Origin of the sequence: Acinetobacter sp. AYS6, assembly GCF_025630795.1 — a bacterium.
Classification (GTDB): Bacteria; Pseudomonadota; Gammaproteobacteria; order Pseudomonadales; family Moraxellaceae; genus Acinetobacter.
The window spans coordinates 56982-83876 of the sequence record NZ_JAOTNV010000004.1 but is presented as its reverse complement, the minus strand read 5'-3'; the positions used below and the strand labels follow the sequence as shown (position 1 = coordinate 83876).

Sequence of the window (26895 nt, the reverse complement as noted above, 5' to 3'; positions counted from 1 at the left end):
TTAATGAAAGTGCAACATTATCGTTTAGATGAACTAGCTCACCTCGTAAATGGTGAGCTAGTAGGTACGGGTAGTCTTCAATTTATAAACTTAGCAAGTTTAGAAAATGCTGAAACTCATCAAATTGCTTTCGTGAATGGCGAAAAGTATATTGATCAAGCGAAGGCTAGCCGTGCGGGTGCGTACATTGTTACAAGCCTTATTAAAGAACAGCTTCCTGACAAACAAAATTTTATTATTGTTGATAATCCTTATTTAGCTTTTGCCATACTTACTCATGTTTTCGATAAAAAAATCACATCGGTGGGTATAGAAAGTACGGCTCAAATTCATCCTTCTGCGATCATTTCCGAAACAGCATATATTGGTCATTACGTCGTCATTGGTGAAAATTGTGTGGTAGGCGATAATACGATTATTCAGTCACACACTCGACTAGATGATAATGTGGAAATTGGAAAAGATTGTTTTATTGATGCCCATGTCACCATTACTGGTGGATCTAAATTATTTGATCGTGTGCGAGTTCACGCAAGTACTGTAATTGGTAGTGAAGGCTTTGGCTTTGCGCCATATCAAGGAAAGTGGCATCGTATTGCTCAATTGGGTTCAGTTATTATTGGTAATGATGTTCGTATTGGTTCAAATTGCAGTATTGATCGAGGTGCACTCGACAACACAATTTTGGAAGATGGGGTAATTATTGATAATCTTGTGCAAATCGCGCATAACGTTCATATTGGTTCAAATACGGCTATCGCTGCTAAATGCGGAATTGCTGGTAGTGTGAAAATTGGCAAAAACTGTATTCTGGCAGGGGCTTGTGGTGTATCAGGTCACCTTTCTATTACTGATAATGTGACTTTGACAGGAATGTCAATGGTCACAAAAAATATTTCTGAAGCTGGAACTTACTCTTCAGGAATTGGTTTATTTGAAAATAGCCATTGGAAAAAGACGATTGTACGCTTGCGACAATTAGCAGATGTGCCATTGACCCAAATCACTAAACGACTTGATCATATACAAGCTCAAATAGAGTCTCTTGAATCAACCTTTAATTTGCGTAAATAGAATATTATGACCGAGTCAACTACACCTAAATTTGCCATCCCTGAATTACCAATGCAGATTCAAACGATTCGTCAATATTTGCCGCATCGTTATCCTTTCTTATTGGTTGATCGTGTGACTGAAGTTACTGACAATAGTATTGTTGGTTATAAAAATGTTTCTATCAATGAAGAGTTCCTACAGGGGCATTTCCCAGAATATCCAATTATGCCTGGTGTTCTAATTGTAGAAGCATTAGCTCAAGTTTCAGGTGTTCTAGGGTTTATTATGAACAATGAAACGCCAAAACCTGGTTCTTTATTTCTTTTTGCTGGTGCGGAAAGAGTTAGATTTAAAAAACAAGTAGTTGCTGGTGACCAACTTGTATTAAAATCTGAATTAGTAATGCAAAAACGCGGTATCTACAAATATAATTGTACGGCTACCGTGGATGGTATTGTAGCAACAACCGCTGAAATTATGATTTCACACCAAAAAACAGAGCAGGCATGAGCAATCACGACTTAATTCATTCTACGGCCATTATTGATCCATCTGCAGTGATTGCTCCAGATGTCCAGATAGGACCTTATTGCATTATCGGTCCAAATGTGACGATTGGTGCGGGTACTAAGCTACATTCGCATGTAGTAGTGGGCGGTTTTACCAAAATTGGTCAAAATAATGAGATTTTCCAGTTTGCAAGTGTTGGTGAAGTTTGCCAAGACTTGAAATATCAAGGTGAAGAAACTTGGTTAGAGATTGGTGATCATAATTTAATTCGTGAACATTGCAGTTTACATAGAGGAACTGTGCAAGATAATGCTTTAACTAAAATAGGAAGTCATAACCTATTGATGGTTAATACACATATTGCACATGATTGTATTGTTGGTGACCATAATATTTTCGCGAATAACGTTGGTGTTGCTGGACACGTACATATAGGTGATCACATCATTATTGGTGGTAATTCTGGTATTCATCAATTCTGTAAAATCGATTCTTACAGTATGGTGGGTGGAGCATCACTAATTTTAAAAGATGTACCAGCTTATGTTATGGCTTCTGGTAACCCAGCTCATGCATTTGGTATTAATATCGAAGGAATGCGTAGAAAGGGTTGGTCTAAAAATACAATTCAAGGTCTCAGAGAGGCTTATAAGTTAATTTTTAAATCAGGACTTACTTCTGTTCAAGCTGTTGAGCAGATTAAAAATGATATTCTCCCGAATGTTCCTGAAGCTCAATTATTGATTGACTCTATTGAACAGTCAGAACGTGGTATTGTTCGCTAAGAAAATATATTAAAAAAAGACACCGCAATATGCGGTGTCTTTTTTTTCTTAAAATTATTATTTATTAAAAAATTTAGCTTCTTCAGATTTTGGATACTGACTTAAAATTTTAGTTTTATATTGGTTTGCTGAAGCTGTATTTTTATCTACATCTTTAGCAATGCTATAGAGTTGATAAAGAGCACGAGGAGCTTTACTCGAATTTGGATATCGAGTTGCTACTACATTGTAGTTCTTTTTTGCCTCATTATAGTTTACCGGATCAGTTGCTAAATTAAACTCAGCTAACCAAAAATAGGCATTCCCTGTATAGACGCTATTAGGATGATTTTTGATAAAGTTTTGCATTGGAGCAATCGCTTTTTTTGCACCACCTTGCTTATAGGCGTCCAAAGCTACAGTATAAGCTGCCTTTTCAAGCTCTACAGGGTTTGATTGGTTTTGTGAAGCTGGCTGAGACGCTTCCGGTTGTGGTGGAGGAGTAGTGGAAGGGGTGCTTGTTGGAGCAGCATTCACTACTTTGTTATCTACTGTAGAGGCTTCTGTGTTTGCCGTACCTGGAGCATCACTGGTTGCAGGATTGTCTGATGGGGCACTTTCAGGATCGACTTTCTGATTAAGTAGTTCTAAACGTTGATCTAAGTCAGTATAACGATTAGTTAAATCTTTTTTCAATTGTTCAATATCGTTTGATTGCTCTTCTAATTGCCCACGTAAGGTACGTACATCATTTTCTAATTGTTGGTTTTTTTGCATTAATTCCCAGTTTAAATTACTAGGTACTGAACCATTATTAGAAGAAGTGTTAGTTGAACTACCACCACTTTGGCTTAAACCGCGAGACTCAATTGGAATGTTGGCATAGAGAGAGGTAGTGCTCATTAAGGCAATAAATAATAAAGAATGCTTCATCAATCGCATGAGGATAGGTCCATAATTTTATGTAAAAGCCAACTTGAGAAAGGAATATATAAACTATTCACTTAACTATCTAAGATTTTAATTGGTCAATGCAATTAAAACAGCTAACAATATAAATGCAAGAATAGTTTACAATCTTCAAGCATATTTTATCCAAAATAAGGTACAAGAAAGGAATATAGGAGAGGGAAGTATAGAAAATTATGATTTTTTGCTGATGAATTAATCAATCGAAACATAAACTTGCTTAAAACTGTGAAGAAGGCTTGCAACTCTTTTAAAAATCTCTATACTCTGTTTTGCAATGGTAGCCCTGCTGGTAGCTTCGCAATTGTACTCTGTGAACCCCGCCAGGACCGGAAGGTAGCAACGGTAGCAGATCTATGATGTGCCGAAGTTTTGCTAGTGGGGCTGCCACCATTCTTTTAGTCCACTCTCCGTTGGACTGCTTTTATAATTACATCTAAATCAAATCCTCTATATTGTAAAAACCTAATCTGTTTTGCTTTAAGTTTTGGATCTTTTTCTACTTCTACGCCAAATTTTTTCACTTTCAGTTGATACGCTTGTTCTATCCAATCAATATTCTGAATATCATCTGCAATTAAATCATTTTCGATTTGTTTAGTTTTTAAAGCCTGCTTAATACGCATAGGACCTTTGCCTTTACGAATTTGGCTAGCTAGCATTTGCTCAGCAACACGTTGATCACTTTGATAGTTCTGTTCAGATAACTCCTCAACAAGTTGCTTAACTTCTTCAGGATTTTGTGCATAACGAGTTAATTTTTCAGTAAGCTCTGCTTTGGAGTAATCTCGACGAGTTAATAAAGCAAAAGCATAGGAGCGCAAACGCTGACCTGTAAGCAGTGCTCGTTGTTGAGACTGTTCTTCAGTTCTTTTGAACATGGTAGTAGGATTCCCTTGTAAAAAAACGCCCCGAAGGGCGTTTTAATGCTCATAAATAATTAAGATTCTAATAGAAGATCAGCTTCTTCTTCATCTTCAACTTGAGCAGTATTCGTACCTGTTGTTAACAGCTGTTCACGGATATTACGTTCAATCTCTCCAGCCATTTGAGGATTCTCTTCAAAGTGGCGAATAACATTGTTCTTACCTTGACCAATTTTGTTACCTTGATATGAATACCAAGCACCCGCTTTTTGTACGATATCTTGCTGTACAGCTAAATCTACAAGTTCGCCTAGTTGGTTTGTGCCTTTACCATATAGGATTTGGAAAATAGCTTCTCTGAAAGGAGGAGCCATTTTGTTTTTAACAACTTTAACTCGAGTTTCAGAACCGACGATTTCATCACCTTCTTTTACTTGACCAATACGGCGGATATCTAAACGGACAGAAGCGTAGAACTTCAATGCGTTACCACCAGTCGTGGTCTCAGGACTACCAAACATTACCCCAATCTTCATACGGATCTGGTTAATGAAAATAACCATACAGTTTGAGCGTTTAGCATTACCCGTAATTTTACGAAGTGCCTGACTCATTAAACGAGCTTGTAAGCCCATATGAGAGTCACCCATCTCACCTTCAATTTCTGCTTTAGGTGTAAGTGCAGCGACTGAGTCGACAACAATCATATCAATTGCGCCAGAACGAACTAGCATATCCGCAATTTCAAGTGCTTGTTCACCGTTATCAGGCTGTGATACAAGTAAATTATCAATGTCTACACCAAGTTTACGTGCATATTGTGGATCTAATGCATGCTCTGCATCGATAAATGCACAAGTACCGCCAGTTTTTTGACATTGTGCAATCGCTTGTAGGGTCATTGTGGTTTTACCAGAAGATTCTGGACCATAAATCTCGACAATACGACCTTTTGGTAAACCGCCAATCCCCAATGCAATATCTAAGGTCAAAGAGCCTGTAGACACAGCTTCAACAGCTTGAACAGTGTTGTCACCGAGACGCATCACCGTATTTTTGCCAAATTGTTTCTCAATTTGACTTAGCGCGGCTTGTAATGCTTTGCTTTTATTCTCATCCATCTCAAAAACCTCAATACTCTATATTCATCACGTTTAACCCAAGTGGATGCATTGAATCTCAACTTGTTTCACTAGGTTAATAGTGACAGATTTTTTCTACAGCTTCTATGTGTTGTATGTGTGTGTGCGACACAACTCGACGTTTTTATTCATCATCATATGACCAATTTTGATCATTCTCCTGTTTAAATCGAATAATTTGTCGACGATCCTTTTTACCCGGTCTATGATCAGGCCGAGCTAGATTATGCAATTTTCGTTGGGATGCAATCAACTCCCGTCTAGCAATACTCACTTCGGTTTCTTCATAAAGTTGCTGTGCGATTGGCGCTGAGCCACGTGTATTTGAAAGAGCCTTTATCACAACAGTTTTTTTGTCTGACCCTTGCTGAATAATAAGTTCCATTCCAACACGAATTTCTTTGGAAACTTTTACACGCTCATTATTGTGATGTACTTTACCACCTTCGATTGCAGCTTTAGCAATTGAACGAGTTTTAAAAAAACGAGCAGCCCATAGCCATTTGTCAACACGCATGGTCTCTACAGCATCGTTTTCAAGCAATTTTGACATCATTATCCTTTCTATCAATTTGATTCAATATAGACAGCAAGTCTGTAAGTCGATCTAGCGCCTTATACTCTAAATCTTGATGCTGTCTTGCATTCTTTAGACTTGAGGGCTGTGAGATAGTAAACAAGTGTTTAATACCAAATTTCTCTGCCGTTTTTAATACGGGTGCCGTATCGTCAATAAAAATCGTTTCATTTGGATTGAAAGGATGTAATCGTTGGAGTTCTTGCCAAAAATTAATATCTTCTTTTGCATAACCAACTTGTTCACTAGATATGATGACATCAAAGAAATGTTCAATTGCTATATTGTCGAGTTTTAAACGTAAGCTGGCGCGATCAGCATTCGTTACTAGCCAGCACGTGTACCCTAGATCTTTAAGTTGTTGCAGAAGCTCAATACAACCATTACGAGCTTGGATCCTAGATTGAAATTCTTGTTGTAATTTGAGTACATCAACTCCAACAGTTTTAGTCCAATAGGTTGATGAATACCAAACTAGAGTATGCCTATGTGATTGATAAAATTGGTACAGTGTTTTTTGGCTTTGGGCGAGGGGAAGTTGATGTATTTCTGCATGTCGTTCAGGAAGACATTCATTCCAAATAAAATCATCAAAGGCGAGATCTAATAGCGTACCATCCATGTCAAACATTACAATCTTAGACACGAGTCAAAAATCTCCAAAAATATTCAAAGCAAAATTTTTATGACACATCTACCATAGATCCTTTTAAAATCATAAATTAAACAAAATTATGAATATTTAAATTAATGTAAAGCTCCACCATTAATTTTTCTAAAATTTACATAGATGAATGTGATGGATTGGAAGATAAATCGTTTGAAATTATAGCGTGTAATTTTGCAAAACAAAAAATAATAATAAATGGTTTTAATAGAAAATTCTTCTTTCATTCAGAGTAAAACAATAACCAAAATCTTCTAAATTAGAAATTTAAAGGATTATTTAAGAACTTTTCTAATTATGGTTACATACGATACTTTTTGATAAACAATATATAAATTGAAGCGTACTCAATTAACGTTATATTGAAATTTATCCTAATAAGAATTTAGAGAAAGCAATGAAAATTGGATTTATTGGCGGAACCAATGACGGTATTGTAATCAATGCTGCCGATGGTCTTGATACTTATAAACTTGAGTGGCACTACAAAGCAGAAAAACATTGTGAGTCACAACTTACCTTAGGGCTGAATGGACCTGAGTATGATTATTACAATTTATTAATTCTAAGAAAAAATAAAGAGGCAAAACTTTTTTATGTGCTTACCACTATGGAAAAAGAAGAAATAGCGGATAAACTTCATGAATATTGGGAATGTTCGACCTCTGTCGGCTATGATTTTGATGAATAAACATTTTTAAAATTAGTTTTGTTAAAGACCTAAGTCTCCAATTGTAAGTTGAATGATGCTTTTGTGATTTCATATAGTACATGTGCTCTTAATTCGTGATGGAGAGCAACTTTAGGATGATCAAAGTTTTTAACTTTCTGCATTCCAAGTTTTTTCATTACAGTTTCAGAGGGTTTATTAATAGAGGCGGTGAACGATGCAACCTTATCTAAATTGAGCACATTAAAAGCATAGTCTAAAACGGCTTTTGCTCCTTCTGTTGCATAACCTTGTTTCCAAAATTCTTTTGCAAGTCGCCATCCAATTTCCACACATGGAGAGAAGTCAAATTGTTCAGGTTGGTTGTGTAAACCAATAAATCCGATAAATTCATGACTTTCTTTTAGCTCTACCGCCCAAAAGCCCCAGCCATTTTCATAAATGAGAAGTGAAATTTTCTGGATTAAGTTAAGACTTTCTTGGGGTGTTAGAAGGTTGGGGAAAAATTGCATGATGTCTTGATCTAGACCCATTTTGATAAAGGATTCAAAATCACTTTCTTTCCATTGTCTTAGAATTAAACGTTTAGTTTCGATCATGGGGTAAATCGTTAATAGCAAATTAGAGGTTAAAGTGGTTTTTGTATAATTTTCTGTAAAATGATTTTAGAGTTGATGCTCACCACGCCTTTAATTTTATTTAAAGTATTAATGACAAAATGAGAAAAGGAATTTAGATCTTTAGTTGCAACATGTAAAACATAATTAGATTCTCCAGTAATAATATATGCATTAATGACTTCATCAAAATTTTTGATCTGACTTAAAAAAAAGTTGTGATCATTTTCTGTTAGCTGGGCAAGTTTTATTTCAATAATCGCCTCAATTTTTATACCTAATTTTTCATAATTAACTTTGGCTTGATATTTTTCAATTACTCCGTTGCTTTCTAAAATTTTGACGCGTCGATGACAAGCTGATGCCGAAAGGTTAACAAGATCGGCCAGTTCTTGATTACTCAACCGAGCATTATCTTGTAAATATTTCAGAATTTTTAGGTCGATTGCATCTACATTCATTTTCGAATTTCATCCAAATTTTCTAATTTTAATTAGAATTTTATACGAAAATAGCTAATTTTAATCAAATATTATCGAATAAATCATAAGAATTGACATGATAAAATTCAATAATAAAGGAAATGTTGAAAATAGGTGAAATAACAAATGATTACTCATGAACAGTGCCTCTATTGGGATCAGGAAGATGAACTCAAAAAATTTAAAGATGAATTTTCGCTTCCAAAAGAAGTGATCTATTTAGATGGTAATTCTTTAGGTGCACGACCAAAGAAATCATTAGAAGTCGCTCAGCATATTATTTCCCAAGAATGGGGAGAGGACCTGATTAATAGTTGGAATAAGGCAGACTGGTGGGGTTTACCGACAAGATTAGGCGACAAGGTTGCAAAGCTGATCGGTGCAGAGCAGGGTGAAGTGGTAATTTCTGATTCTACGACCCTAAACTTATTTAAGGTTTTATCAGCTGCTGTAAAAATTCAAGCCGAAAAATTTCCAGAACGTAAAATTATTGTGGCGGAAAAAGATGCTTTCCCAACCGATATTTATATTATTGAAGGCTTTATTGATTTGATTCACCAAGGTTATCAAGTTGAATTGATTGAGGGCACAGATGATTTATCACGTGTGTTAGAAAAAGATGTAGCAGTAGTTGTACTTTCTCATGTGAATTATCGAACCGGATATTTCTACGATATGGCAGCTATTAATCAACAAATTCACGCTAAAGATGCTTTGATTATTTGGGATTTATGTCACTCGGTTGGCGCAGTGCCAATGGATCTAAACCAGAGTAATAGTGATTTTGCGATTGGATGTACTTATAAATATTTAAATGGCGGGCCAGGTTCACCGGCTTTGTTATGGGTAAATCAAAAGCATCGTGACGAGTTCTGGCAACCTTTATCAGGCTGGTGGAGTCACAAGAAACCATTTGATATGGCACAGCATTATGAGCCAGCGAATAGTATCCGTCGTTATTTGTGCGGAACTCAACCTATCATTTCGATGAGTTTGATTGAATGTGGTGTCGATATTTTCTTGCAAGTAGATATGCAAAAAATACGTGAGAAATCTCTTAAATTGACAGATTTATTTATTGAACTTATTCAACAAGAATGTGCTCAGTTTGGTTTTGAACTGATTACACCTTTAAATCATCAATATCGTGGTAGCCATGTCAGTTATAGACATGAGTTCGGCTATGAAATTATTCAGGCGCTTATTGCTCGAGGTGTAATTGGTGATTATCGAGAGCCAGAAGTATTACGTTTTGGGATTACTCCTCTATACCTCGGTTTTGAAGATATATGGAATGCCGTACAGCATCTTAAGCAGATTATGCTGAATAGCGAATGGAAAAATGAGCGTTATCTGGTTAGAGGCGAAGTGACCTGATATTTAGTGGGCACTATCAGAAAAATGGCTAGGAGGGCCTATGAGCAGTTTTGATGAAATACAAAATAGAGAAGCAGGTTTACATAAGAAATTATCTGCAAAGCAAATGGGAATGATTGCAATTGGTGGAGCGATTGGTACAGGGCTGTTCATGGGTAGCAAGTTTGCAATTAGCTTTGCTGGTCCTGCTGTTATTGTGAGTTACGCGATTGGTGGTCTAATTGCATTTGCTATTATGGCTTGTTTGGCTGAGATGACAGTTCAGCATCCGACGTCGGGTTCCTTCGGAGCATATGCTGAGCATTATGTGAGTCCACTGGCGGGTTTTTTAGTCCGTTATTGTTATTGGGCATGCATTGTATTAGCTGTTGGTACAGAAATTACAGCAGTTGCTGACTATATGAAATTATGGTTTCCACATGTGGGCTCTTGGATCTGGATCGCTTTTTTCTCGATAACTTTGCTTGTAGTAAATGCCTATAGTGTTAAAGCTTTTGGGTTGGTTGAATATTGGTTTTCAACGATCAAAGTCTTTGCGATTATTGTATTTATTCTTTTAGCAATTGGCATTTTGACTCAAAGTCATGGAGGAACAGAACAGGTTCTCTCTAATTTAACCGAGCATGGTGGCTTTTTCCCGCATGGTTTTAGTGGTGTCTGGATTGGGGTAATCATTTCAATATTTAGTTATTTAAGTATCGAAATGATCGCTGTTGCGGCAGGTGAGGCTAAAGATCCGGAAAGAGCCGTTAAGAAAGCTTTTAAAAGTACTGCAATTCGCTTAATCCTATTTTATTTATTGTCTCTATTTCTTATTGTGGCACTTGTTCCATGGACAACTTTAATTGGAGCCGATGCAACTAGCCCTTTTGTGATGGTGATGAAAATTGTCGGCATTCCCTATGCAGATAGTATTTTAAATTTTATTGTAATTGTTGCGGCTTTATCAGCCATGAATAGTATGCTCTATATCTCAACGCGTATGCTATTTAGCTTATCACGAGCAGGTGATGCACCAAAACTATTTGGTCGTATTAGTCGTAATGGTGTACCAGTTAATGCGTTGTTATTGTCAGCGGTCGGCATTGGCATTGCGAGTATTATCTATACAATTAATCCAGCTTCTGCTTTTCCTATCATGATTGCTCTTTCTATGTTTGGAGCATTATTTACTTGGGGAAGTATTTTTGTTACCCATATGTTTTTTAGAAAAAATATGGCACAACAGGGGCTAGTATTAAAGTTTAAAGTACCAGCAAGTCGGTTAATTTCTTTGTTGGGATTAATCGCGATTTTAAGTATTACGATTACGACTTGGTTTACTAATGAGTTTAAGTCGACTTTACAATTTGGAATCCCATTAGTTGTTGTTCTTACATTTTTCTATTATTTAAAACGCTCGTCAGCCAAGCTTACTTTAAATGCTCATGAGAAACCATTGAAGTGAGAAGTGTATGAGACCATATGACAATGCTAGTACCGTGGCGAATGAACATGAGATATTGGCAGAATTTCAAAGCAGAAGCATGGCGGTCTACCAAACATGTACTCATATTAGAGATATCCAATATGGCAAACAACCAAGGTCAACCTTAGACTTATTTCCTTTAGAGAAAGCCAAGAAGACTGTTATTTTTATTCATGGGGGGTATTGGCAATGGTGCGATAAATCTGATTTTGCATTTGTCGTGCCGCATGTTCTCTCAAAAGGAGTGCAATGCATTCTTTTAGAATATGATCTGGCTCCCCAAAGCAAAATTTCGGATATTGCTTCTCAAGTTTATCAAGCTCTCGATTTTATTCGAGAACAACACTGGAGAACCGATGAAGTGGTGTTGGTTGGGCATTCAGCAGGAGCGCATCTTGCTGCCTTGTCAGTAGGCCATCCACTCATATCTGAGATGGTGTTGTTAAGCGGAATTTATGATTTAGAACCTATACGCAGGACTCATTTAAATCATGCACTTAATCTGTCAAATGAAGATATTTTAAAATATAGTCCTATTTACTACACCAAGCGGATTGCTATTCCATGTTCAATTTTATGTGGTGAACTTGAACTCGAAGAGTTGAAATGGCAAAGCCAAAATTATTTTGAAATTAAAAAAGGACAAGAACCGAATTTTGTTTCTTTTAAGCTTATTCCAGAGATTAATCATTATTCTATTTTAGAGCACTATTTTAAGTCTATATTGTTTTAAGTATTTGAATTGAAATATAATTATATAAGAGAGTTAAGTTAAGCTTAATTTGAAGATAAATGTGAAATAAATCACAACTCAACCTGTTTTTTATAGAAATTATTTGTTTTTATTGACCTGACTGACAAAGTTAATTAGATTAAAAAGATAGTGCTTTCTCACTAAGCGGCAAAATGTTTAGCTGTTGTTTAGTTGAGTTTCAAGTCCGTAGCTTCCCAAGATACGGACTTTTTTATTTAATTTTTTATGATTTCTTCTCTTTTAATATAAATGTATGAAAACAATTACATAAGAAATGTTAATAATTTTATGGATGTAATAATTAAGGAAAAAACTGAATTAAAATTTAAACTCAAATATATTTTACTAATTTTAATGATTTTTAAAATGAAATTTTAGCCTTCATCAATCTGTCATAAATTTTAATTAAATTAAAATATAAAAAATAAAAGCTAGCATGAGTAATTAAATAATATATAGTATTTTTAATTATTTAGGATGAGTTGATTTATTAGGGTTGGTTTTTTTATTAATAAAGGAACCTTTATGAAGGTACAATATTTTGAAGGTGGGATGTATGAGCATATGTGTCCGGCTTGTGGGCATCTTCACTATATTCCGGTAGAGTATCCTTTTTCTAATGGATGTCAGTGGTCCTTTAACGGTAGCCTTGAAAAACCAACATTTAATCCAGACATAAGTATTATTGGGCGCTGTCATTATTTTATAAAAGAAGGTTTTATTGAGTACGCTTTTAATTGTAAACATCATTTGGCGGGGCATAAGTTAGAATTACCTGAACTAAAAAACAAAACTAATTTATAATACTTGTTTTTATATTTTTATTTAATCATTCATGTTTTTTGAGCTTTATTTATTTACTAGGATTTATGAGTAATATATTTTTACGCATTTCATACTGAACTTTTATAGTTAAAAAGTTTGTAAATCTCTTCTTATTGCAGCTTAAGTAGAATATTGAAATAATTTTTATAACCAATCTTCTCGTTATATATATGGATATCTGGAAATTTTTGCGAAGTTTTAACACAGTGGGTACTTATCTTGCAATTTCGTCTTTTATATTATTGGTAATGATTATATATTTTTATATTGTGAATCCTGCTTGAAATCTTACCTTAAAGAATAATTAATTTTCAGACCTAGCTCTATATTTTTTGAATTGGTTCACATTTCCGATTAAAAAAAGATACTAGCGTTGTATAAAATAAAATTTTATGAAAATATGATTTAGTTTTGATGGAGGGGAGGCAAAGAAAGATTTCTTTCCAAAAAAGTTTAATTCTTAAATATAACGACAGTATAGATCATAACAACGATGTATGAATAAAAAGATATGGAGATTTTTCATGAAGTTTTGCCAAATAACGGCTGCTTTCTTAACAATGGCCGCCGTCAATCTAGTCCATGCAGCACCAAATACAACAAGTTCTCTTCTAGATTCTTCTCAAGCAAAAGGAATTATTAAAAACCAATATATTGTTATTCTCAATAAGGATGTTGGTCCCCCTAATGATCTGGCCCAAAGTATTGCTAAGCAGCATGGCGGTAAGGTGTTACAAACCTATGATACCGTATTGAAAGGATTTGCGGTTTATCTGCCTGATGCAGCAGGTGCTGCTTTTGTCGAGGCAATGAAAAAGAATCCGAAGGTACTTTCAGTGGAAAATGACACAGTCATGAAAATTGATGCGACTACACAAAGCAACCCAGATTGGGGGCTAGATCGTATTGACCAAAAAGCCTTACCATTAAATTCTGCTTATTCCTACTTACAGACAGGTTCTGGGACAACGGCTTATATTGTTGATACAGGAATATTGTCTACGCATCAACAGTTCTCTGGACGAGTATTAAGTGGTTATACCGCAATATCTGATGGAAACGGCACAACGGATTGTAATGGCCATGGTACCCATGTGGCAGGCACAGTGGGTGGTAGTACTTATGGTGTGGCTAAAAATGTAAGCTTGGTTCCAATTCGAATTTTAGGATGCGATGGGTCTGGCGCTTCAAGTAATGTGATTGCAGGTTTAGATTGGATATTAAAAAATGGTAAAAAACCAGCTGTAGTGAATATGTCATTAGGAGGGGATGCAAGTACCTCTTTAGACAGCGCAGTTGAAAATTTATTTAATAATGGTTATGTCATGGTTGTAGCTGCAGGTAATTCAAATGCAGATGCATGTAATTCTTCTCCAGCAAGAGTAAGTAAGGCAATTACAGTTGCTGCTACAGATAATACTGATACGCGTGCAAGCTATTCTAATTATGGAAGCTGTGTTGATATATTTGCACCGGGAAGCCAAATTAATTCTTCTTGGATTGGGAGTAATACAGCTACTAAAGTGTTAAATGGTACTTCAATGGCTACTCCACATGTTGTAGGCGTAGTTGCTGAAATGTTGCAAAGTACTCCTACTGCGACCCCACAAACCATCTCTACTAATCTTTTAAATCAAGCAAGTACAAATGTGGTAAAAAATCCTTCTGGTAGTCCAAATCGTTTATTGTATAAGTCGCCTTAATAAAAAATTAGTCTTTAATATGGAGAAAAGGTCCCGAAGGACCTTTTTTTAAATTTTTGCGTGGGTACCATACTTATCAATCATGATTGAACTGGCTTCGTTTAAACCTTGCACCGTTACTTTAATATTGTTCTTTTGAAATTTATTTACTACCGAATCTAGCATTGCCACAGAAGTCACATCCCAAATATGAGAATGAGTAAGATCAATAATGACTTCATTTATATCTTCTTTAAAATTAAAACCTTGTATAAACTTTTCAGACGAACTAAAAAATATTTGTCCTCTTAACTCATACAAACGGGTTTTACCTTCAAGTGAAGTATTCACGTGAATATCATTTTCAAGTTTATTGGCTAAGAACAAGGCGGAAAGTAATACGCCAGTTAATACGCCTAATGCTAAGTTATGAGTAGCTACTACCACAATAACTGTGGCAATCATAACGATGTTGCTACTTTGAGGATTGGCTTTAAAGTGGGTAAGTGACTTCCATTCAAACGTACTAATCGATACCATAATCATGACAGCAACCAGAGCTGCCATAGGTATCACTTTTAACCAATCACTTAAAAAGACAACTAGAATAAGTAAAAATATACCTGCACAAAAAGTAGATAAGCGTGTACGACCACCTGATTTTACATTAATCATTGATTGGCCAATCATGGCACAACCCGCCATTCCACCCATAAAACCTGAGGCAATATTCGCTATACCTTGACCTTTACACTCTTGAAATTTGTCACTCGCTGTATCAGTCATTTCATCAACAATTGTTGCTGTCATCATCGACTCAAGTAAGCCAACTGCGGCAAGCGCTAATGAATATGGAAGAATAATAAGAAGTGTTTCTAAATTAAAAGGAATATCGGGAATTAGAAATATAGGTAACGTATCTGGTAGCGAACCCATATCACCAACTGTTCGAACATCAAAACCTAAGAAAATAGCGAGTAATGTGACTATCACAATACAAATAAGTGGGGAAGGAAAAAACTTTCCAATTTTTGGAATATAGGGGAATAGATAAATAATTCCTAAACCAATTGCTACTAATAAGTAGACCTGCCAAGTCACGTTTACTAACTCGGGTAATTGAGCCATAAAGATAAGGATGGCGAGGGCATTAACGAAACCAATAACGACCGATTTGGAAACAAAACGCATGAGTTTGGCAAGTTTGAAATATCCGGCCAAAATCTGTATGCCACCGGTTAATATTGTCGCTGCAAATAAGTATTGAAGCCCGTGTTCTTTTACGAGCGTTGTCATAACCAAAGCCATCGCGCCTGTAGCCGCCGAAATCATAGCGGGACGACCGCCTACGAATGAAATAATAACGGCAATACAAAAAGAAGCATATAAACCGACTTTGGGATCTACACCTGCAATAATTGAAAATGCAATTGCTTCGGGAATTAAAGCAAGACCTACAACAAGACCTGAAAGAATATCTGCGCGGACATTAGAGAACCATTGTTCTCGGACATTCGATAACATGAGAAATAGCCTAAGTTTTAAATTTTTAAAAGGCTAGTGATGTGATATATCAACACAAGCGGCTACACCACATCACTAAACAGTGATGAGTTATTTACAATGAATAAGAGTAAATAAACTTAAGGTGGCGTAAGTGTCATGATGATAGAAAATTTGAGGCTTTAAAAAGTGGCCGAAGAATAGCATAAGTTTTTAAGGTTGACTAACTTGCGCTTACCAAAAGCGAATAGATAGACAGGTTAATCATAATTTTTCATTTCGGCCTTAGGCATTGAGATAAATTCATCCAAGGGCATATCTAAGAAAAAATCTTTTGCTTCAGAATGGGTACAGTTTAGCCAATCATTTCTGAGATGGTCAGGTATCACAATAATTGAACGTTTTTCGTCATCAGGTTTATGAAATTTTTTCATGAAAGGATGGTGATTGGCATTAATGGTTAATAGTGACATTGACCTAACTTTCTGTTCATCAATGAGCGTTTCTTCATAGATTGCAGCAAGTGTAAAAGGTTGCCCATCTTGACGGAATATGCCGTACCAATGTGCTTTCCCATTAATGTATTTAGGTTCATAAATAGCTTCAACAGGAATAAGAGCAAATTGGTCATTTAACCACGCATGTTTAAAAGAACGCTTTTGTTCCACAGTCTCTGTTCTTGCATTATAGGTTGCATATTTGAATGCAATTTCTTTTGCATAGGGAGGCAGCATCCCAAATTTAGCTTCTCGCCATTCAACTTCATTTTGATGAGATAAAATGAGTGGGCAATCATCGCTTGGGTAGATGTCCATCTTATAGTCAAAAGTGGGTTCAAATAAGTCTAATTGATTGGCATGAGTTTTTTTAATAGGCTTAAAGTTTGCACACATAAAATATCCTTATTTATAAAACTAATCTTTAATTACAGCTTCTATCTTTTAAATTTTTTAGATGTATATTTTTATAATTAGTATTGTCTCTTTAGGTATTAATTTTTATCTATCAATTACTTCGTTAATAAGTGGTTATTTAAAATCATACTCATATTCAAAAAATATTAAGATAAAAATAGATCAATGATGAGTTTAAGTCACTCATCTTAAAGAGACTTTATTTATTTTGAATAGCTACTTTTATGCAACAGAGCCTTTCAGAAATTTAGATTTTAATAGATTGGTTATTCATCATAATACAAATCATATAGAGAACTCATACAAACCCTTTATTACAGGTTTAAAAATTCTCGAAAAATTTTGACAATTTATAAGGTGGACACATGAATAAACATTTATTGGCTAAAATTACTTTATTAGGCGCTGCACAACTACTGACGCTCAATTCAGCCTTTGCTGATGTTCCTCTTACTCCGGCTCAATTTGCGAAAGCAAAAACGGAAAATTTTGACAAAAAAGTTATTCTCTCTAATTTAAATAAGCCGCATGCTTTGTTGTGGGGTCCTGATAATCAAATTTGGTTAACTGAGCGGGCAACAGGCAAGATTCTAAGGGTTAATCCTGAGTCGGGCAGTGTGAAAACAGTATTTCAGGTGCCTGAGATTGTAAATGATGCTGATGGACAAAACGGTTTGTTAGGCTTTGTCTTTCATCCTGACTTTAAAAATAATCCTTATATCTATATTTCAGGTACATTTAAAAATCCGAAATCTACAGATAAAGAATTACCGAACCAAACGATTATTCGTCGATACACCTATAATAAATCAACTGATACGCTTGAGAAGCCAGTCGATTTATTGGCAGGCTTACCTTCATCGAAAGACCATCAGTCAGGTCGTCTTGTCATTGGTCCAGATCAAAAGATTTACTATACGATTGGTGATCAGGGACGTAACCAGCTTGCTTATTTATTCTTACCAAATCAAGCACAGCATACGCCTACTCAACAAGAAGTGAGTGGCAAAGATTATCATACCTATATGGGTAAGGTATTACGCTTGAATCTGGATGGAAGTATTCCTAAAGACAATCCAAGTTTTAACGGTGTAGTTAGTCATATTTATACTCTGGGTCATCGTAACCCACAGGGCTTGGCATTTACTCCAAATGGAAAATTATTGCAATCTGAGCAGGGTCCTAACTCTGATGATGAAATTAATCTCATTGTCAAAGGTGGCAACTATGGCTGGCCAAATGTAGCCGGTTATAAAGATGACAGTGGTTATGCGTATGCAAATTATTCAGCAGCAACCAATAAAGCACAAATTAAAGATTTAGGACAAAATGGTTTAAAAGTAGCAGCAGGGGTTCCAGTAACTAAAGAGTCTGAATGGACCGGTAAAAATTTTGTACCGCCGTTAAAAACTTTATATACCGTCCAAGATACCTATAATTATAATGACCCAACTTGTGGGGATATGACCTACATTTGCTGGCCAACGGTTGCACCAGCATCTGCTTATGTTTACAAGGGTGGCAAAAAAGCAATTTCTGGTTGGGAAAATACATTATTGGTTCCATCTTTAAAACGTGGTGTCATTTTCCGTATTAAGTTAGATCCAACTTATAGTGCGACTTATGATGATGCTGTACCGATGTTTAAGAGCAACAACCGATATCGTGATGTGATTGCAAGTCCAGATGGGAATGTTTTATATGTGTTGACAGATACTGCTGGAAATGTTCAAAAAGATGATGGCTCTGTAACGAACACCTTAGAAAACCCAGGATCTCTGATTAAATTTACCTATAAGGCTCAGTAACCTCGAGTATTAAAAAACCGATCTACATAAGATCGGTTTTTTTTCAGCTTAAGAAAAACTATTCAGTTGCGACGAGTACCGGTAAATGAATTTCTCCTAAAAGAGCTTGAGTCACACTTCCCAAGAAGAACTTTTTAAACCCTTTTCGACCATGAGAGCCAATGACTAACAAGTCCGCTTTAAGCTCAGTCGCTGCTTTAATAATTTCTGTGTGAATTGTTTGACCCTCAACAATTTTTGTTTCAACAGAAATTCCATGTTGGCTAAATTGTTCTTTTGCTTGGTCTAAAATGCCCTGAATTGATGCTCTAGCTTTATTAAAATAATCCTGTGCTAATTCTGTACTATCAATGAATTCTACAGAAATGAAAGGATCTATAGTAAGTGCATATACTAGAGTGACTTTACTACCAAAGGCCTTAGCAAGTGATGCTGCATGATTGACAGCAATGAGTGAAGTAGGAGAACCATCGACTGGAACCAAGATATGGTGATAACTCATATATTGCTCCTTATTGTCCTATGACAATGTATGGTGTCAAAACACCGAATTTTTATCTTTATGCTTATATTATGAACAGTTTTTAAAATGTTATTGTTTATTTTTAGTATGAATCGAGGCAATAAAACTTATTTAAAATTTTATCTTAAAGCATTGTAATGACTTTCTAAGTAGGGCTGATTTTGTTTAAGGATTGAAATAACTTGATTAGCATCAATAGCAGATTCAAACAAGAATCCTTGACCTATACTATATCCAAACTGTCGAAGTAACTCTTCTTGTTCCGGAGTTTCAATCCCTTCTGCAATGAGTCCCAGTGATAAATTTGGAGCAAGTAATCCAATTGCTTGAACAATCGCATAAATTGATGGGTCATGTTGCATCTTTTGTATAAAACTACAATCTACTTTTAAGCTATCAATTGGATAATCACGAATATGGGTTAGCGATGAAAAACCTGTACCAAAGTCATCTAGTGCAATATGTACTCCATGCTGTTTTAATTTATTAAGTGCTCGGATTACATACTCTGAACCTCGGTCACCCAGCATATGTTCAGTAACTTCTACTTCAATATAATGTGTTGGAATTTGAAATTGATTGATCTTTTTCAAAAGCCGTTCAGCATAATTGTCTCTTAAAAACTCAACTGGAGCAGCATTGAGTGAAACAGGAAGAGGTTTAACTCCAAGATCTATCCATTTTGCGATGTCACGTAAAACTTGATGTTGCATCGTTTCACCGATTTTACTCGCTAAATTATAATCTTTAAACGCCTCTGCAATTTGTGCAGGATAACCTCTTTGAGCTGAAGTGGTATGCCAGCGTAATAAAGCTTCAAAACCTACAACGCGATGGGTGCTTAAGTCCACTTTGGGTTGATAGTAGGGCTGGATGGTATGATGGCGAATAAGTTGACGTGCTAAATTAAGCTGAGAAGCGACTGTTTCGGTCATTTGCATCATGCATGGATCATACATGCGAATACCACCACGACCACGCGCTTTTAAGTCATGCAATGCCATATCTGCACAACTGAGTAAACCTGACTGGTCTATTGCATCTTGAGGGTAGATAGCACAACCAATACTCATACCTCCATTTAGGACATTACCTAAATAGGTGATAGGTTGATTTAACTGCTGAAGTAAAATAGCTGCTAGGTCACGCACATCATTTTCAGATTTGAGGTTATTAATAATAACCGCAAACTCATCTCCACCTAAACGTGCAACAAAACATCTTTCATCATCAACACAATGACTAAAGCGTTTGGATAAAACTTTTAGAAGATGATCGCCTGCGCTATGCCCTAAAGTATCATTAATATGTTTAAAGTGATCGAGGTCAATTAAAAGCAACCCCACACTTGTTTGAGTATCTTTTGAATATGCAAGGGTACGCTTAAGTTGGAATTTAAATGAACGCCGATTACATAGACCAGTCAGCTCATCTCTCTCGCTCATATTTCTGAGCTGGTTTTCTGTCAAATGCTGTTGAGTAACGTTACGTGAGACACATAGTATTTGGCCGATTTCACCATTTTCCCGATGAATCGGGGTAAGCATATTATCCCAATATTCAGGTTCCTGATCGGGTAAACAGCTCATTCCTGCAAATCTGGCAACTTTACCTTGAAGCGCCTTTTTTAAAGCAACGCGTCCACGTTTACGAATATGGGGTGGCAAGAGCTCAAGCCATTTCATTCCAAACTCTGTTTCATCAACAGGAACCCCTAAAGCGAGGCATCCTGATTTATTCATATGAGAAACGGTGCCATCTACATTTAATACTTTTATGCAATCTACACTGATATCTAACATTTGATTTTGGATTTCAATGTTCTTTTGCAAGTTTTGTTGTTCTTGAATATCGTGATCAATATCTAAAAAGCTGACATACCATTCACTGGCTAGAGATGAACCCCGATACTTGGATGCCTGAATAGAGAGTTTGCACCATCTATATAGATTGCCAATTTGTAAAAGTCGGCATTTTAGTTCTATTCTTTTCTGCAGGCGAATGGCTTCGAGCCATTTATTTTTGACTTCCTCTAAATCGACGGGATATATAAAATCTAACCATTGCTGAGGTAATGGAGAAAAAGTATCCTGCCAATATTCTGTACACTCTACATTGCAATATAATATCAAGCCATTTTCGTCACTCACCCAAGTCGGTAGCGGAATTTGCTCAACAATAAAATGCTTTTGAGTGTTGTTCGACATTGAAGTCATAACTTGCCTAGAAAAGATCGTATGGGGTTAATCTATTTATCAGTCATTATTGTAATCTTTCTGTAGTAACCAAAACAGCAATAAATAAATTTCAGTTGGCTTTTTTTTGAACTAAATTTAAGGCGTTAAATATATTATATACTTAATATTTAATTTATGTTTTTGTTATTTATTGATTTTTAATTATCTTATGTTAAAAAAAGATTTATGCTTATTTTTGTAAAAAACTTATTAAAACAGAAACTTATAATTATTTTTAGAAACGTATCTTAATAAATATAATGAAAATAAATTATAAAAAATGTTGCGAAGTAATTGGAAAGATAAAAATTTTAATAAATCAAATTTTAATCATAATATATAAATAGGGGAGGTTTTAAAAATTTTAAATAAATACAATAATCACTATTAAGTTTACAAAAGTAATATAAAATAAAGGCTTATATTATCGTAAAATTCTTTTTGTCAAAAAGGATATATATTTCCTTTTTGTGCATTTTATAGCCTACATTTTCCCCAAGATGTAGGTTTTTTTTATGCGTAATTTTTGTTCTTGTAAATGTTAAGTATTAAAAATAAAAAAAGCCAAATGGCTTTTTTTATACAGTTTCAGGTTTTTTTAACTGTTGTTGAATATAAAGATTCATATAGTATTGTTCAATATAATCATCAGCATAGTTGTTTGCTAAGGTTTTTGTTGCCACTTGCTCATGTTTTAAATAATAGTTTGATTCAAGATCTTGTTCGAGTACCCACCATTGACGGTTAATACGACGCACTTGAAACTTGTCACTTTTGTATTTTCTTTTAGCCATTTTCAAAAATTTGCTATTCAGTTATTGAAAGAGAATTTCTACTGGAGTTGAGGTCTCAAGTCAACAGATGAGAAGTTAATTGATTATTTTATGTGGTGTGTTGTTTCTATCGACAACTAGAGAAGTTATTAAAAAAGAAAAAGCTCTCCTAAAGAGAGCTTAATTATTACTGACTATAAGACATCTATATCAGTTTAACGAGATAGATTCTTTAAAAGTAATTTTAAACTTTCCATCATTTTTTCTAATTGCAAAGGGGTGATTCCTTCGAACGATTGTTCGAGTACGACACTGGTTAGATCATTAATCTTATTGATCATTTCAGTACCTTTTTCTGTAAGTACTACACGAGTGATTCGACCATCAGTCTGACAAGAATAAGTTTCAACTAAACCTTCATCTTTCAAACGATATACAATTTTGGTAGTCGTCGACATTTTTGAAATAATCATATCTGAAAGTTCAGAAACACTTGCATGGGGCTTACTGCTTAAAGCCAACATAATGCGTCGACGTGAGTTATCTAAACCATATTTTTTTAAAGCATTATCAATGTTTTGTACATACTGAGCATGTACTTGAGTAATCCAATAATATGGAAAATCTTCAAGAGTAAAAGATTCTGTTGTAGGTAAAAAACGCGCATACTTCTTTGTCATTGACTTTTCCCCATACCTTGGTGGATCGCATTTCTGGTGAACTATCTTTAATAGTTGAAAAATATAGTTTCATCAAGCAAGTTATATCAGGACTTTACTTGGTGAGCAAAATTTATATAGCTAAATTTAACAATGACATGGTTTTAAGTGCCGTTGTCTTGATAAGCATCGCTATACTTTGCATAAACTACAAATACTCTTCTTCTATAGTCAAAGTTTATTGAAAGTTAATGTGACTTGATGAGTCATAGTCATTAATTCCTTCAAATCTTTGAACAGATATACAAGATTGCATCTAGGCTTGCTTGATCGTTAATTAAACGATATTTGCTTGCAAAGGCATCGTAGAAAAAAAATTATGATTTGAACGTGGCATTGAACGAGATAGTTTTTGTCTCTAAAGTCATAATTATGAAAAATTAAGATATTTAAATAATAAATATTTATTAATATCAATATCTTAACCTGTATTGCTATTAATAAAATTTACCATACATTTAACATGAAACATCTATTATTTAATGATTTAAAAAGTTTATCTTTTCAACTGTTTGATTGTTATAGATAAAATCAAAATGATAGTTAAACAGTTAACTTTGTAAATTTAGCTTTTTTATCTATAAATTATATTTTAACAACTGTTACTTAAGTAAATGTTTAATTGTTAACCTAATAGTTTGTATTTTAATTGTTATTTTTTGTTTCGCTTATTATAGTGCGCACTCCAATAATTATTGATAAATTTTTTGGCTTAATGATGAATAAATTATTACTTACTTCGTTGATTGCTCTAACTTTGGGAATTAATGGTTGTGCAACTATTGTTTCTGGTTCTTCGCAAACACTTACTTTCACTAGTGTTCCTGAATCTGCAACAATTGAGATTAAAAACCGTAAAGGGGTAAAAATTCATACGGGACAAACACCAGCCACCGTAAGTTTGAAGAAGGGAGCAGGTTATTTTAAACCTGAAAGTTATCAGGTAACCTTTAGTAAAGCTGGTTATCAAACTAAAACTGTAGAAGTTACTGGAACATTGAGTGGTTGGTATTTTGGTAATATTCTTTTTGGCGGTTTAATCGGAATTTTAATTGTAGATCCTGCAACTGGTGCCATGTTTAAATTGGCTCCTAAAGATATCAATACAGTTTTAGAGGCGCAGAATTTATCTACTAAATCTCAAAAAGAACCAACTTTAACTGTAATGTTGGCAGAAGAAGTGCCAGCACAGATTATGGCAAGAGCTATTCAAATTAAATAATATGAGTAGTAGAAGCTGTTAATTGAGCAGTTTTCAATTTAAAGTTTTATTTAATAAAGTTATAGTTTTAAAAAGGGAGAATATAAAATTCTCCCTTTTTAAATTATGCACTGGTCATAATTTTTTCTTCTATTTTTTTCTTAACAATCGCATAGCTTATGCCTGTAACGATACTACCTGCTGCAATGGCAGCGAGGTAAAACCAAGCGTGATTAATTGCATTTGGAATTAAAAGAACAAATACGCCGCCGTGAGGAGTAACTAATTCGCAATGGAATAATGCAACAAGTGCTCCAGTTACAGCGCCACCTAAAATGCAAGTTGGAATAACACGCATTGGGTCCTTAGCTGCAAAGGGAATAGCACCCTCGGAAATAAAACATAACCCTAATACGAAAGCAGCTTTTCCAGCATCTTTCTCTCCTGTACTAAATTTATTTTTAGCAATGAAAGTCGCAATGGCCATACCAATTGCAGGGACCATACCACCCGCCATTGTTGCTGCCATTGGCATATAGGTATTTGTTGTCAATAATCCGACAGTAAAAGCGTAGGCTGCCTTATTGATTGGACCGCCTAAATCGATACACATCATGCTTGCTAATATAATTCCCATTAACACAGCATTTGTTGTACCCATGTTATTTAAAAAGTCTTTCATTAGCTCGAAAATATGTGCTACAGGTTGTCCAACCACGTAGAACATAATAAGACCAACAAATAACGTACCTAATAACGGAATAATTAAAATTGGTTTAAGTGCTTCTAAACTTGTAGGAAGTTTAAGTTTTTTAGCGATAAATAGTGCGATATAACCTGCAAGAAAACCCGAAACAATACCACCTAAAAAACCTGCTTGTAATTGAGAGGCGAGTAAACCTCCAATCAAACCAGGTGCGAGACCAGGGCGATCAGCAATTGAGTAGGCAATATATCCCGATAACATCGGGACCATGAGCATGAAGGCAGCTGCCCCAATTTGTTTTAATATGGCTGGTAAGCTTCCTGCTTGTTCAGCAGCATTTAGGCCGAAGCATAAGGAGAGGGCAATTAAAAGCCCTCCAGCCACGACCATAGGTAACATATAAGAAACACCAGTTAAGAGGTGTTTATATATACCAACTTTTTCGGTTTTATCTTTGTTCTCTGCTGATGTTTGTTGCTTACCTTGTTCCAAAACTTGTGCATTACTGATTGCTTCAGCAAAGGCTTTATCTGTTTGTTTTAAGGCAAAACCAGTACTACATCGATAAACACGCTTACCTACAAAACGATCTGTATTAACTTCAATGTCAGTCGCAAGAATCACAATGTCCGCTTCAGCAATAGCTTGAGCTGATAAAATATTTTTTGCGCCAACTGAACCTTGTGTTTCTACTTCAATCTCATACCCAAGTTTTTCTGCCCCTTGTTGTAAAGCTTCAGCAGCCATAAAAGTATGTGCAACACCCGTAGGGCACGCAGTGATTGCAACAAACTTTTTAGCAGCAGTTACTGCCAAGTTATTATCACTTAGCCAATCTTGTGCTGGCTTAACATGATCTAAGGCAGTTTGGAAAGCTGTGTGAGCATCCTTTTTGATTTCTTCAATGCTAATGAAAGATAATGGATGTGTACCAAAGCTGTTAAGATCTTTCGGGCGTTGTCCAACAATAATGACTTGATCAAAGTTTTCACTTATTTCGAATTCATCAAGCGAAATAATGTTATTTGGATAACCCTGTTGGGATGCGACTTGTGCAAGTTTCCGAGCTAAAATCAAAGCATTGACTTGCTGTTGCGGACTATTAATGACAAATAATAAATGTTTAGCAGTTAGCATCAGATTCACTCAATGAATTGATTGTAGTTTGGGCTTTTAACTGGTTTAGCGTTTCAGGATTGGGAATACGAAAGCCAATTTGTGTGACAGCATGGCTCGCAATTGCAGTAGCAGTTTTTAATGTTTCTTCATCAGAGAAGCCATTTATTAAGCCATGAATCATGCCTGCTAAAAGAGAGTCACCTGCACCAACGGTACTTTTAACGATCACTTTAGGGGCTTTGGCATGAAGTGGGTGTATGTCGTGTAGCCAGTTTACACCGTCTTCGCCCATCGAAATAACGACATGCTCAATTTTAGCTAAGTTTTCAAAAAGCTTTTTTTGTTCAGCATAGGTCGCAGCAGGAAGCTGATAGCTTTCGAATAACTCATCTGTATTTGGTTTAATCATCCATGGTTGACATTCAATTGCAGCGACCAATGCTTTACCACTTGTATCAAGTGCAACTTTTTTTCCTTGCTGTTGAATGAATTTAATAAGTTGCTGTAACTCATCAACACTAAAACCTTGTGGAAGGCTCCCAGCAATGGCAACTACATCTACCTGTGGCAAAATCATTTCGATTTTTTGAAAGAGGTTCTTTTTATCTAGTTCAGAAACTAAGAAACCTTTTCCATTTAAATCGGTCATACGACCAGAATGTTCAGCAATTTTTATATTTTGACGAGTCTCGCCTTCAATATAAATAAACTCAGGTTGGAATTGAGCTTCTTTAAAATGATCATCAAAAATTTGTTTGTTTGTTGTTCCTAAAAATCCAGAAACAATAACCTCATGCCCTAAATCTTTTAAAACCTGTGCAATATTTAATCCTTTGCCAGCTGCATGTATTTCTACAGATTCTTGGCGATTTACTTCACCAACTTGTAATTCATTGAGTTGGATGGTTACATCAATTGCAGGATTTAAAGTAATTGTTAAAACTTTAGCCATTACTGTTCCTAATC

Annotated in this window: 27 protein-coding genes and 1 other RNA gene; 13 read left to right on the top strand and 15 right to left on the bottom strand. The window is 35.3% G+C overall.

Going from position 1 to position 26895, the window contains the following annotated elements; translation table 11 throughout:
• The first annotated feature begins 3 nt into the window (after positions 1-3).
• From lpxD to lpxA, 3 genes are read left to right on the top strand one after another with little or no spacing between them, the layout of a single operon-like run.
• Positions 4-1074, top strand: coding sequence for a UDP-3-O-(3-hydroxymyristoyl)glucosamine N-acyltransferase (gene lpxD / locus OD757_RS01255; RefSeq protein WP_263030596.1), 1071 nt, complete (start codon positions 4-6; stop codon positions 1072-1074).
• Between the two features lie 6 nt (positions 1075-1080).
• Positions 1081-1566 (top strand): 3-hydroxyacyl-ACP dehydratase FabZ, encoded by a 486-nt coding sequence (fabZ, locus tag OD757_RS01250; RefSeq protein WP_003652176.1) that lies wholly within the window; start codon positions 1081-1083, stop codon positions 1564-1566.
• Positions 1563-2351, top strand: a complete 789-nt coding sequence (gene lpxA / locus OD757_RS01245) for an acyl-ACP--UDP-N-acetylglucosamine O-acyltransferase (protein ID WP_009390301.1) — start codon at positions 1563-1565, stop codon at positions 2349-2351. The genes fabZ and lpxA overlap by 4 nt, the downstream gene beginning before the upstream one ends.
• Before the next feature lie 57 nt (positions 2352-2408).
• Here lpxA and OD757_RS01240 read toward each other — a convergent pair whose 3' ends face one another.
• Positions 2409-3272 carry a YbgF trimerization domain-containing protein gene (locus tag OD757_RS01240; RefSeq protein ID WP_263030595.1) on the bottom strand — a complete coding sequence of 288 codons (864 nt, stop codon included), beginning with the start codon at positions 3270-3272 and terminating at the stop codon, positions 2409-2411.
• 314 nt (positions 3273-3586) lie between these two features.
• Between OD757_RS01240 and ffs the strand changes: the two genes are divergently transcribed.
• Positions 3587-3683, top strand: an RNA gene (gene ffs, locus OD757_RS01235) — signal recognition particle sRNA small type.
• Between the two features lie 14 nt (positions 3684-3697).
• Here the strand turns inward: ffs and OD757_RS01230 are convergent.
• From OD757_RS01230 to OD757_RS01215, 4 genes are all read right to left on the bottom strand, one after another.
• Entirely contained in the window at positions 3698-4180 is a 483-nt protein-coding gene (locus OD757_RS01230) for a regulatory protein RecX (RefSeq protein WP_263030594.1), read from the bottom strand.
• A 59-nt stretch (positions 4181-4239) separates the two neighbouring features.
• Positions 4240-5286 (bottom strand): recombinase RecA, encoded by a 1047-nt coding sequence (gene recA, locus OD757_RS01225; protein WP_009390221.1) that lies wholly within the window; start codon positions 5284-5286, stop codon positions 4240-4242.
• 145 nt (positions 5287-5431) lie between these two features.
• Complete coding sequence (locus OD757_RS01220) at positions 5432-5860, bottom strand: RNA-binding S4 domain-containing protein (protein ID WP_263030593.1); 429 nt, start codon at positions 5858-5860, stop codon at positions 5432-5434.
• Positions 5844-6530, bottom strand: a complete 687-nt coding sequence (locus OD757_RS01215; protein ID WP_263030592.1) for an HAD-IA family hydrolase — start codon at positions 6528-6530, stop codon at positions 5844-5846. Before OD757_RS01215 ends, OD757_RS01220 begins: the two co-directional genes overlap by 17 nt.
• Positions 6531-6948: 418 nt before the next feature.
• On the opposite strand from OD757_RS01215, the gene OD757_RS01210 reads away from it, so the two are divergent.
• Entirely contained in the window at positions 6949-7242 is a 294-nt protein-coding gene (locus tag OD757_RS01210) for a hypothetical protein (RefSeq protein WP_009390215.1), read from the top strand.
• A 29-nt stretch (positions 7243-7271) separates the two neighbouring features.
• Here the strand turns inward: OD757_RS01210 and OD757_RS01205 are convergent, their stop codons facing one another.
• Positions 7272-7820, bottom strand: a complete 549-nt coding sequence (locus tag OD757_RS01205; RefSeq protein ID WP_263030591.1) for a GNAT family N-acetyltransferase — start codon at positions 7818-7820, stop codon at positions 7272-7274.
• A 29-nt stretch (positions 7821-7849) separates the two neighbouring features.
• Positions 7850-8299, bottom strand: coding sequence for an Lrp/AsnC family transcriptional regulator GigD (gigD, locus tag OD757_RS01200; protein ID WP_009390205.1), 450 nt, complete (start codon positions 8297-8299; stop codon positions 7850-7852).
• Between the two features lie 147 nt (positions 8300-8446).
• Here gigD and kynU point away from each other — a divergent pair, with 147 nt between their 5' ends.
• The 6 genes from kynU to OD757_RS01170 all read left to right on the top strand — a co-directional run bounded on the left by kynU (position 8447) and on the right by OD757_RS01170 (position 14447).
• Positions 8447-9697: a kynureninase gene (kynU, locus tag OD757_RS01195; protein ID WP_263030590.1), complete on the top strand. Its 1251-nt coding sequence runs from the start codon at positions 8447-8449 to the stop codon at positions 9695-9697.
• 40 nt (positions 9698-9737) lie between these two features.
• On the top strand, positions 9738-11144 hold the full coding sequence (locus OD757_RS01190) for an amino acid permease (protein ID WP_009392823.1): 1407 nt from the start codon (positions 9738-9740) through the stop codon (positions 11142-11144).
• Between the two features lie 7 nt (positions 11145-11151).
• Complete coding sequence (locus OD757_RS01185; RefSeq protein WP_263030589.1) at positions 11152-11898, top strand: alpha/beta hydrolase; 747 nt, start codon at positions 11152-11154, stop codon at positions 11896-11898.
• Positions 11899-12444: 546 nt separating this feature from the next.
• Positions 12445-12723 carry a DUF6527 family protein gene (locus OD757_RS01180; RefSeq protein WP_263030588.1) on the top strand — a complete coding sequence of 93 codons (279 nt, stop codon included), beginning with the start codon at positions 12445-12447 and terminating at the stop codon, positions 12721-12723.
• Positions 12724-12914: 191 nt separating this feature from the next.
• On the top strand, positions 12915-13028 hold the full coding sequence (locus tag OD757_RS01175) for a hypothetical protein (protein ID WP_249364766.1): 114 nt from the start codon (positions 12915-12917) through the stop codon (positions 13026-13028).
• A 240-nt stretch (positions 13029-13268) separates the two neighbouring features.
• Positions 13269-14447, top strand: a complete 1179-nt coding sequence (locus tag OD757_RS01170; protein ID WP_263030587.1) for a S8 family peptidase — start codon at positions 13269-13271, stop codon at positions 14445-14447.
• A gap of 48 nt (positions 14448-14495) precedes the next feature.
• On the opposite strand, the gene OD757_RS01165 is transcribed toward OD757_RS01170, so the two are convergent.
• A complete protein-coding gene (locus OD757_RS01165) occupies positions 14496-15950 on the bottom strand; it encodes a SulP family inorganic anion transporter (RefSeq protein ID WP_263030586.1) in 1455 nt (484 codons plus the stop codon).
• A 239-nt stretch (positions 15951-16189) separates the two neighbouring features.
• Positions 16190-16822, bottom strand: a complete 633-nt coding sequence (locus OD757_RS01160) for an SOS response-associated peptidase (protein WP_263030585.1) — start codon at positions 16820-16822, stop codon at positions 16190-16192.
• 386 nt (positions 16823-17208) lie between these two features.
• On the opposite strand from OD757_RS01160, the gene OD757_RS01155 reads away from it, so the two are divergent.
• Positions 17209-18651 (top strand): glucose/sorbosone family PQQ-dependent dehydrogenase, encoded by a 1443-nt coding sequence (locus OD757_RS01155; RefSeq protein ID WP_263030584.1) that lies wholly within the window; start codon positions 17209-17211, stop codon positions 18649-18651.
• 58 nt (positions 18652-18709) lie between these two features.
• On the opposite strand, the gene OD757_RS01150 is transcribed toward OD757_RS01155, so the two are convergent.
• The 4 genes from OD757_RS01150 to OD757_RS01135 form a co-directional block, all read right to left on the bottom strand.
• On the bottom strand, positions 18710-19153 hold the full coding sequence (locus OD757_RS01150) for a universal stress protein (protein WP_263030583.1): 444 nt from the start codon (positions 19151-19153) through the stop codon (positions 18710-18712).
• A gap of 140 nt (positions 19154-19293) precedes the next feature.
• Positions 19294-21390, bottom strand: coding sequence for an EAL domain-containing protein (locus OD757_RS01145; protein ID WP_263030582.1), 2097 nt, complete (start codon positions 21388-21390; stop codon positions 19294-19296).
• 599 nt (positions 21391-21989) lie between these two features.
• Positions 21990-22205, bottom strand: coding sequence for a hypothetical protein (locus tag OD757_RS01140; RefSeq protein WP_263030581.1), 216 nt, complete (start codon positions 22203-22205; stop codon positions 21990-21992).
• 194 nt (positions 22206-22399) lie between these two features.
• Entirely contained in the window at positions 22400-22864 is a 465-nt protein-coding gene (locus OD757_RS01135) for a MarR family winged helix-turn-helix transcriptional regulator (protein WP_002121027.1), read from the bottom strand.
• A 757-nt stretch (positions 22865-23621) separates the two neighbouring features.
• Here OD757_RS01135 and OD757_RS01130 point away from each other — a divergent pair.
• Entirely contained in the window at positions 23622-24125 is a 504-nt protein-coding gene (locus tag OD757_RS01130; protein WP_263030580.1) for a hypothetical protein, read from the top strand.
• A 103-nt stretch (positions 24126-24228) separates the two neighbouring features.
• Here the strand turns inward: OD757_RS01130 and OD757_RS01125 are convergent, their stop codons facing one another.
• The gene (locus tag OD757_RS01125; protein ID WP_263030579.1) at positions 24229-25947 is read right to left on the bottom strand and encodes a fructose-specific PTS transporter subunit EIIC; all 1719 of its coding nucleotides are present in this window, start codon (positions 25945-25947) and stop codon (positions 24229-24231) included.
• The gene (pfkB, locus tag OD757_RS01120) at positions 25934-26881 is read right to left on the bottom strand and encodes a 1-phosphofructokinase (protein WP_263030578.1); all 948 of its coding nucleotides are present in this window, start codon (positions 26879-26881) and stop codon (positions 25934-25936) included. The genes OD757_RS01125 and pfkB overlap by 14 nt, the downstream gene beginning before the upstream one ends.
• Positions 26882-26895: the final 14 nt, after the last annotated feature.

Coding starts and splice junctions, on each gene's coding strand:
- lpxD (WP_263030596.1), top strand. CDS start 4: ATGAAAGTGCAACATTATCGTTTAGATGAACTAGCTCACCTCGTAAAT.
- fabZ (WP_003652176.1), top strand. CDS start 1,081: ATGACCGAGTCAACTACACCTAAATTTGCCATCCCTGAATTACCAATG.
- lpxA (WP_009390301.1), top strand. CDS start 1,563: ATGAGCAATCACGACTTAATTCATTCTACGGCCATTATTGATCCATCT.
- OD757_RS01240 (WP_263030595.1), bottom strand. CDS start 3,272: ATGCGATTGATGAAGCATTCTTTATTATTTATTGCCTTAATGAGCACT.
- OD757_RS01230 (WP_263030594.1), bottom strand. CDS start 4,180: ATGTTCAAAAGAACTGAAGAACAGTCTCAACAACGAGCACTGCTTACA.
- recA (WP_009390221.1), bottom strand. CDS start 5,286: ATGGATGAGAATAAAAGCAAAGCATTACAAGCCGCGCTAAGTCAAATT.
- OD757_RS01220 (WP_263030593.1), bottom strand. CDS start 5,860: ATGTCAAAATTGCTTGAAAACGATGCTGTAGAGACCATGCGTGTTGAC.
- OD757_RS01210 (WP_009390215.1), top strand. CDS start 6,949: ATGAAAATTGGATTTATTGGCGGAACCAATGACGGTATTGTAATCAAT.
- OD757_RS01205 (WP_263030591.1), bottom strand. CDS start 7,820: ATGATCGAAACTAAACGTTTAATTCTAAGACAATGGAAAGAAAGTGAT.
- gigD (WP_009390205.1), bottom strand. CDS start 8,299: ATGAATGTAGATGCAATCGACCTAAAAATTCTGAAATATTTACAAGAT.
- kynU (WP_263030590.1), top strand. CDS start 8,447: ATGATTACTCATGAACAGTGCCTCTATTGGGATCAGGAAGATGAACTC.
- OD757_RS01190 (WP_009392823.1), top strand. CDS start 9,738: ATGAGCAGTTTTGATGAAATACAAAATAGAGAAGCAGGTTTACATAAG.
- OD757_RS01185 (WP_263030589.1), top strand. CDS start 11,152: ATGAGACCATATGACAATGCTAGTACCGTGGCGAATGAACATGAGATA.
- OD757_RS01180 (WP_263030588.1), top strand. CDS start 12,445: ATGAAGGTACAATATTTTGAAGGTGGGATGTATGAGCATATGTGTCCG.
- OD757_RS01175 (WP_249364766.1), top strand. CDS start 12,915: ATGGATATCTGGAAATTTTTGCGAAGTTTTAACACAGTGGGTACTTAT.
- OD757_RS01170 (WP_263030587.1), top strand. CDS start 13,269: ATGAAGTTTTGCCAAATAACGGCTGCTTTCTTAACAATGGCCGCCGTC.
- OD757_RS01165 (WP_263030586.1), bottom strand. CDS start 15,950: ATGTTATCGAATGTCCGAGAACAATGGTTCTCTAATGTCCGCGCAGAT.
- OD757_RS01160 (WP_263030585.1), bottom strand. CDS start 16,822: ATGTGTGCAAACTTTAAGCCTATTAAAAAAACTCATGCCAATCAATTA.
- OD757_RS01155 (WP_263030584.1), top strand. CDS start 17,209: ATGAATAAACATTTATTGGCTAAAATTACTTTATTAGGCGCTGCACAA.
- OD757_RS01150 (WP_263030583.1), bottom strand. CDS start 19,153: ATGAGTTATCACCATATCTTGGTTCCAGTCGATGGTTCTCCTACTTCA.
- OD757_RS01145 (WP_263030582.1), bottom strand. CDS start 21,390: ATGACTTCAATGTCGAACAACACTCAAAAGCATTTTATTGTTGAGCAA.
- OD757_RS01140 (WP_263030581.1), bottom strand. CDS start 22,205: ATGGCTAAAAGAAAATACAAAAGTGACAAGTTTCAAGTGCGTCGTATT.
- OD757_RS01135 (WP_002121027.1), bottom strand. CDS start 22,864: ATGACAAAGAAGTATGCGCGTTTTTTACCTACAACAGAATCTTTTACT.
- OD757_RS01130 (WP_263030580.1), top strand. CDS start 23,622: ATGAATAAATTATTACTTACTTCGTTGATTGCTCTAACTTTGGGAATT.
- OD757_RS01125 (WP_263030579.1), bottom strand. CDS start 25,947: ATGCTAACTGCTAAACATTTATTATTTGTCATTAATAGTCCGCAACAG.
- pfkB (WP_263030578.1), bottom strand. CDS start 26,881: ATGGCTAAAGTTTTAACAATTACTTTAAATCCTGCAATTGATGTAACC.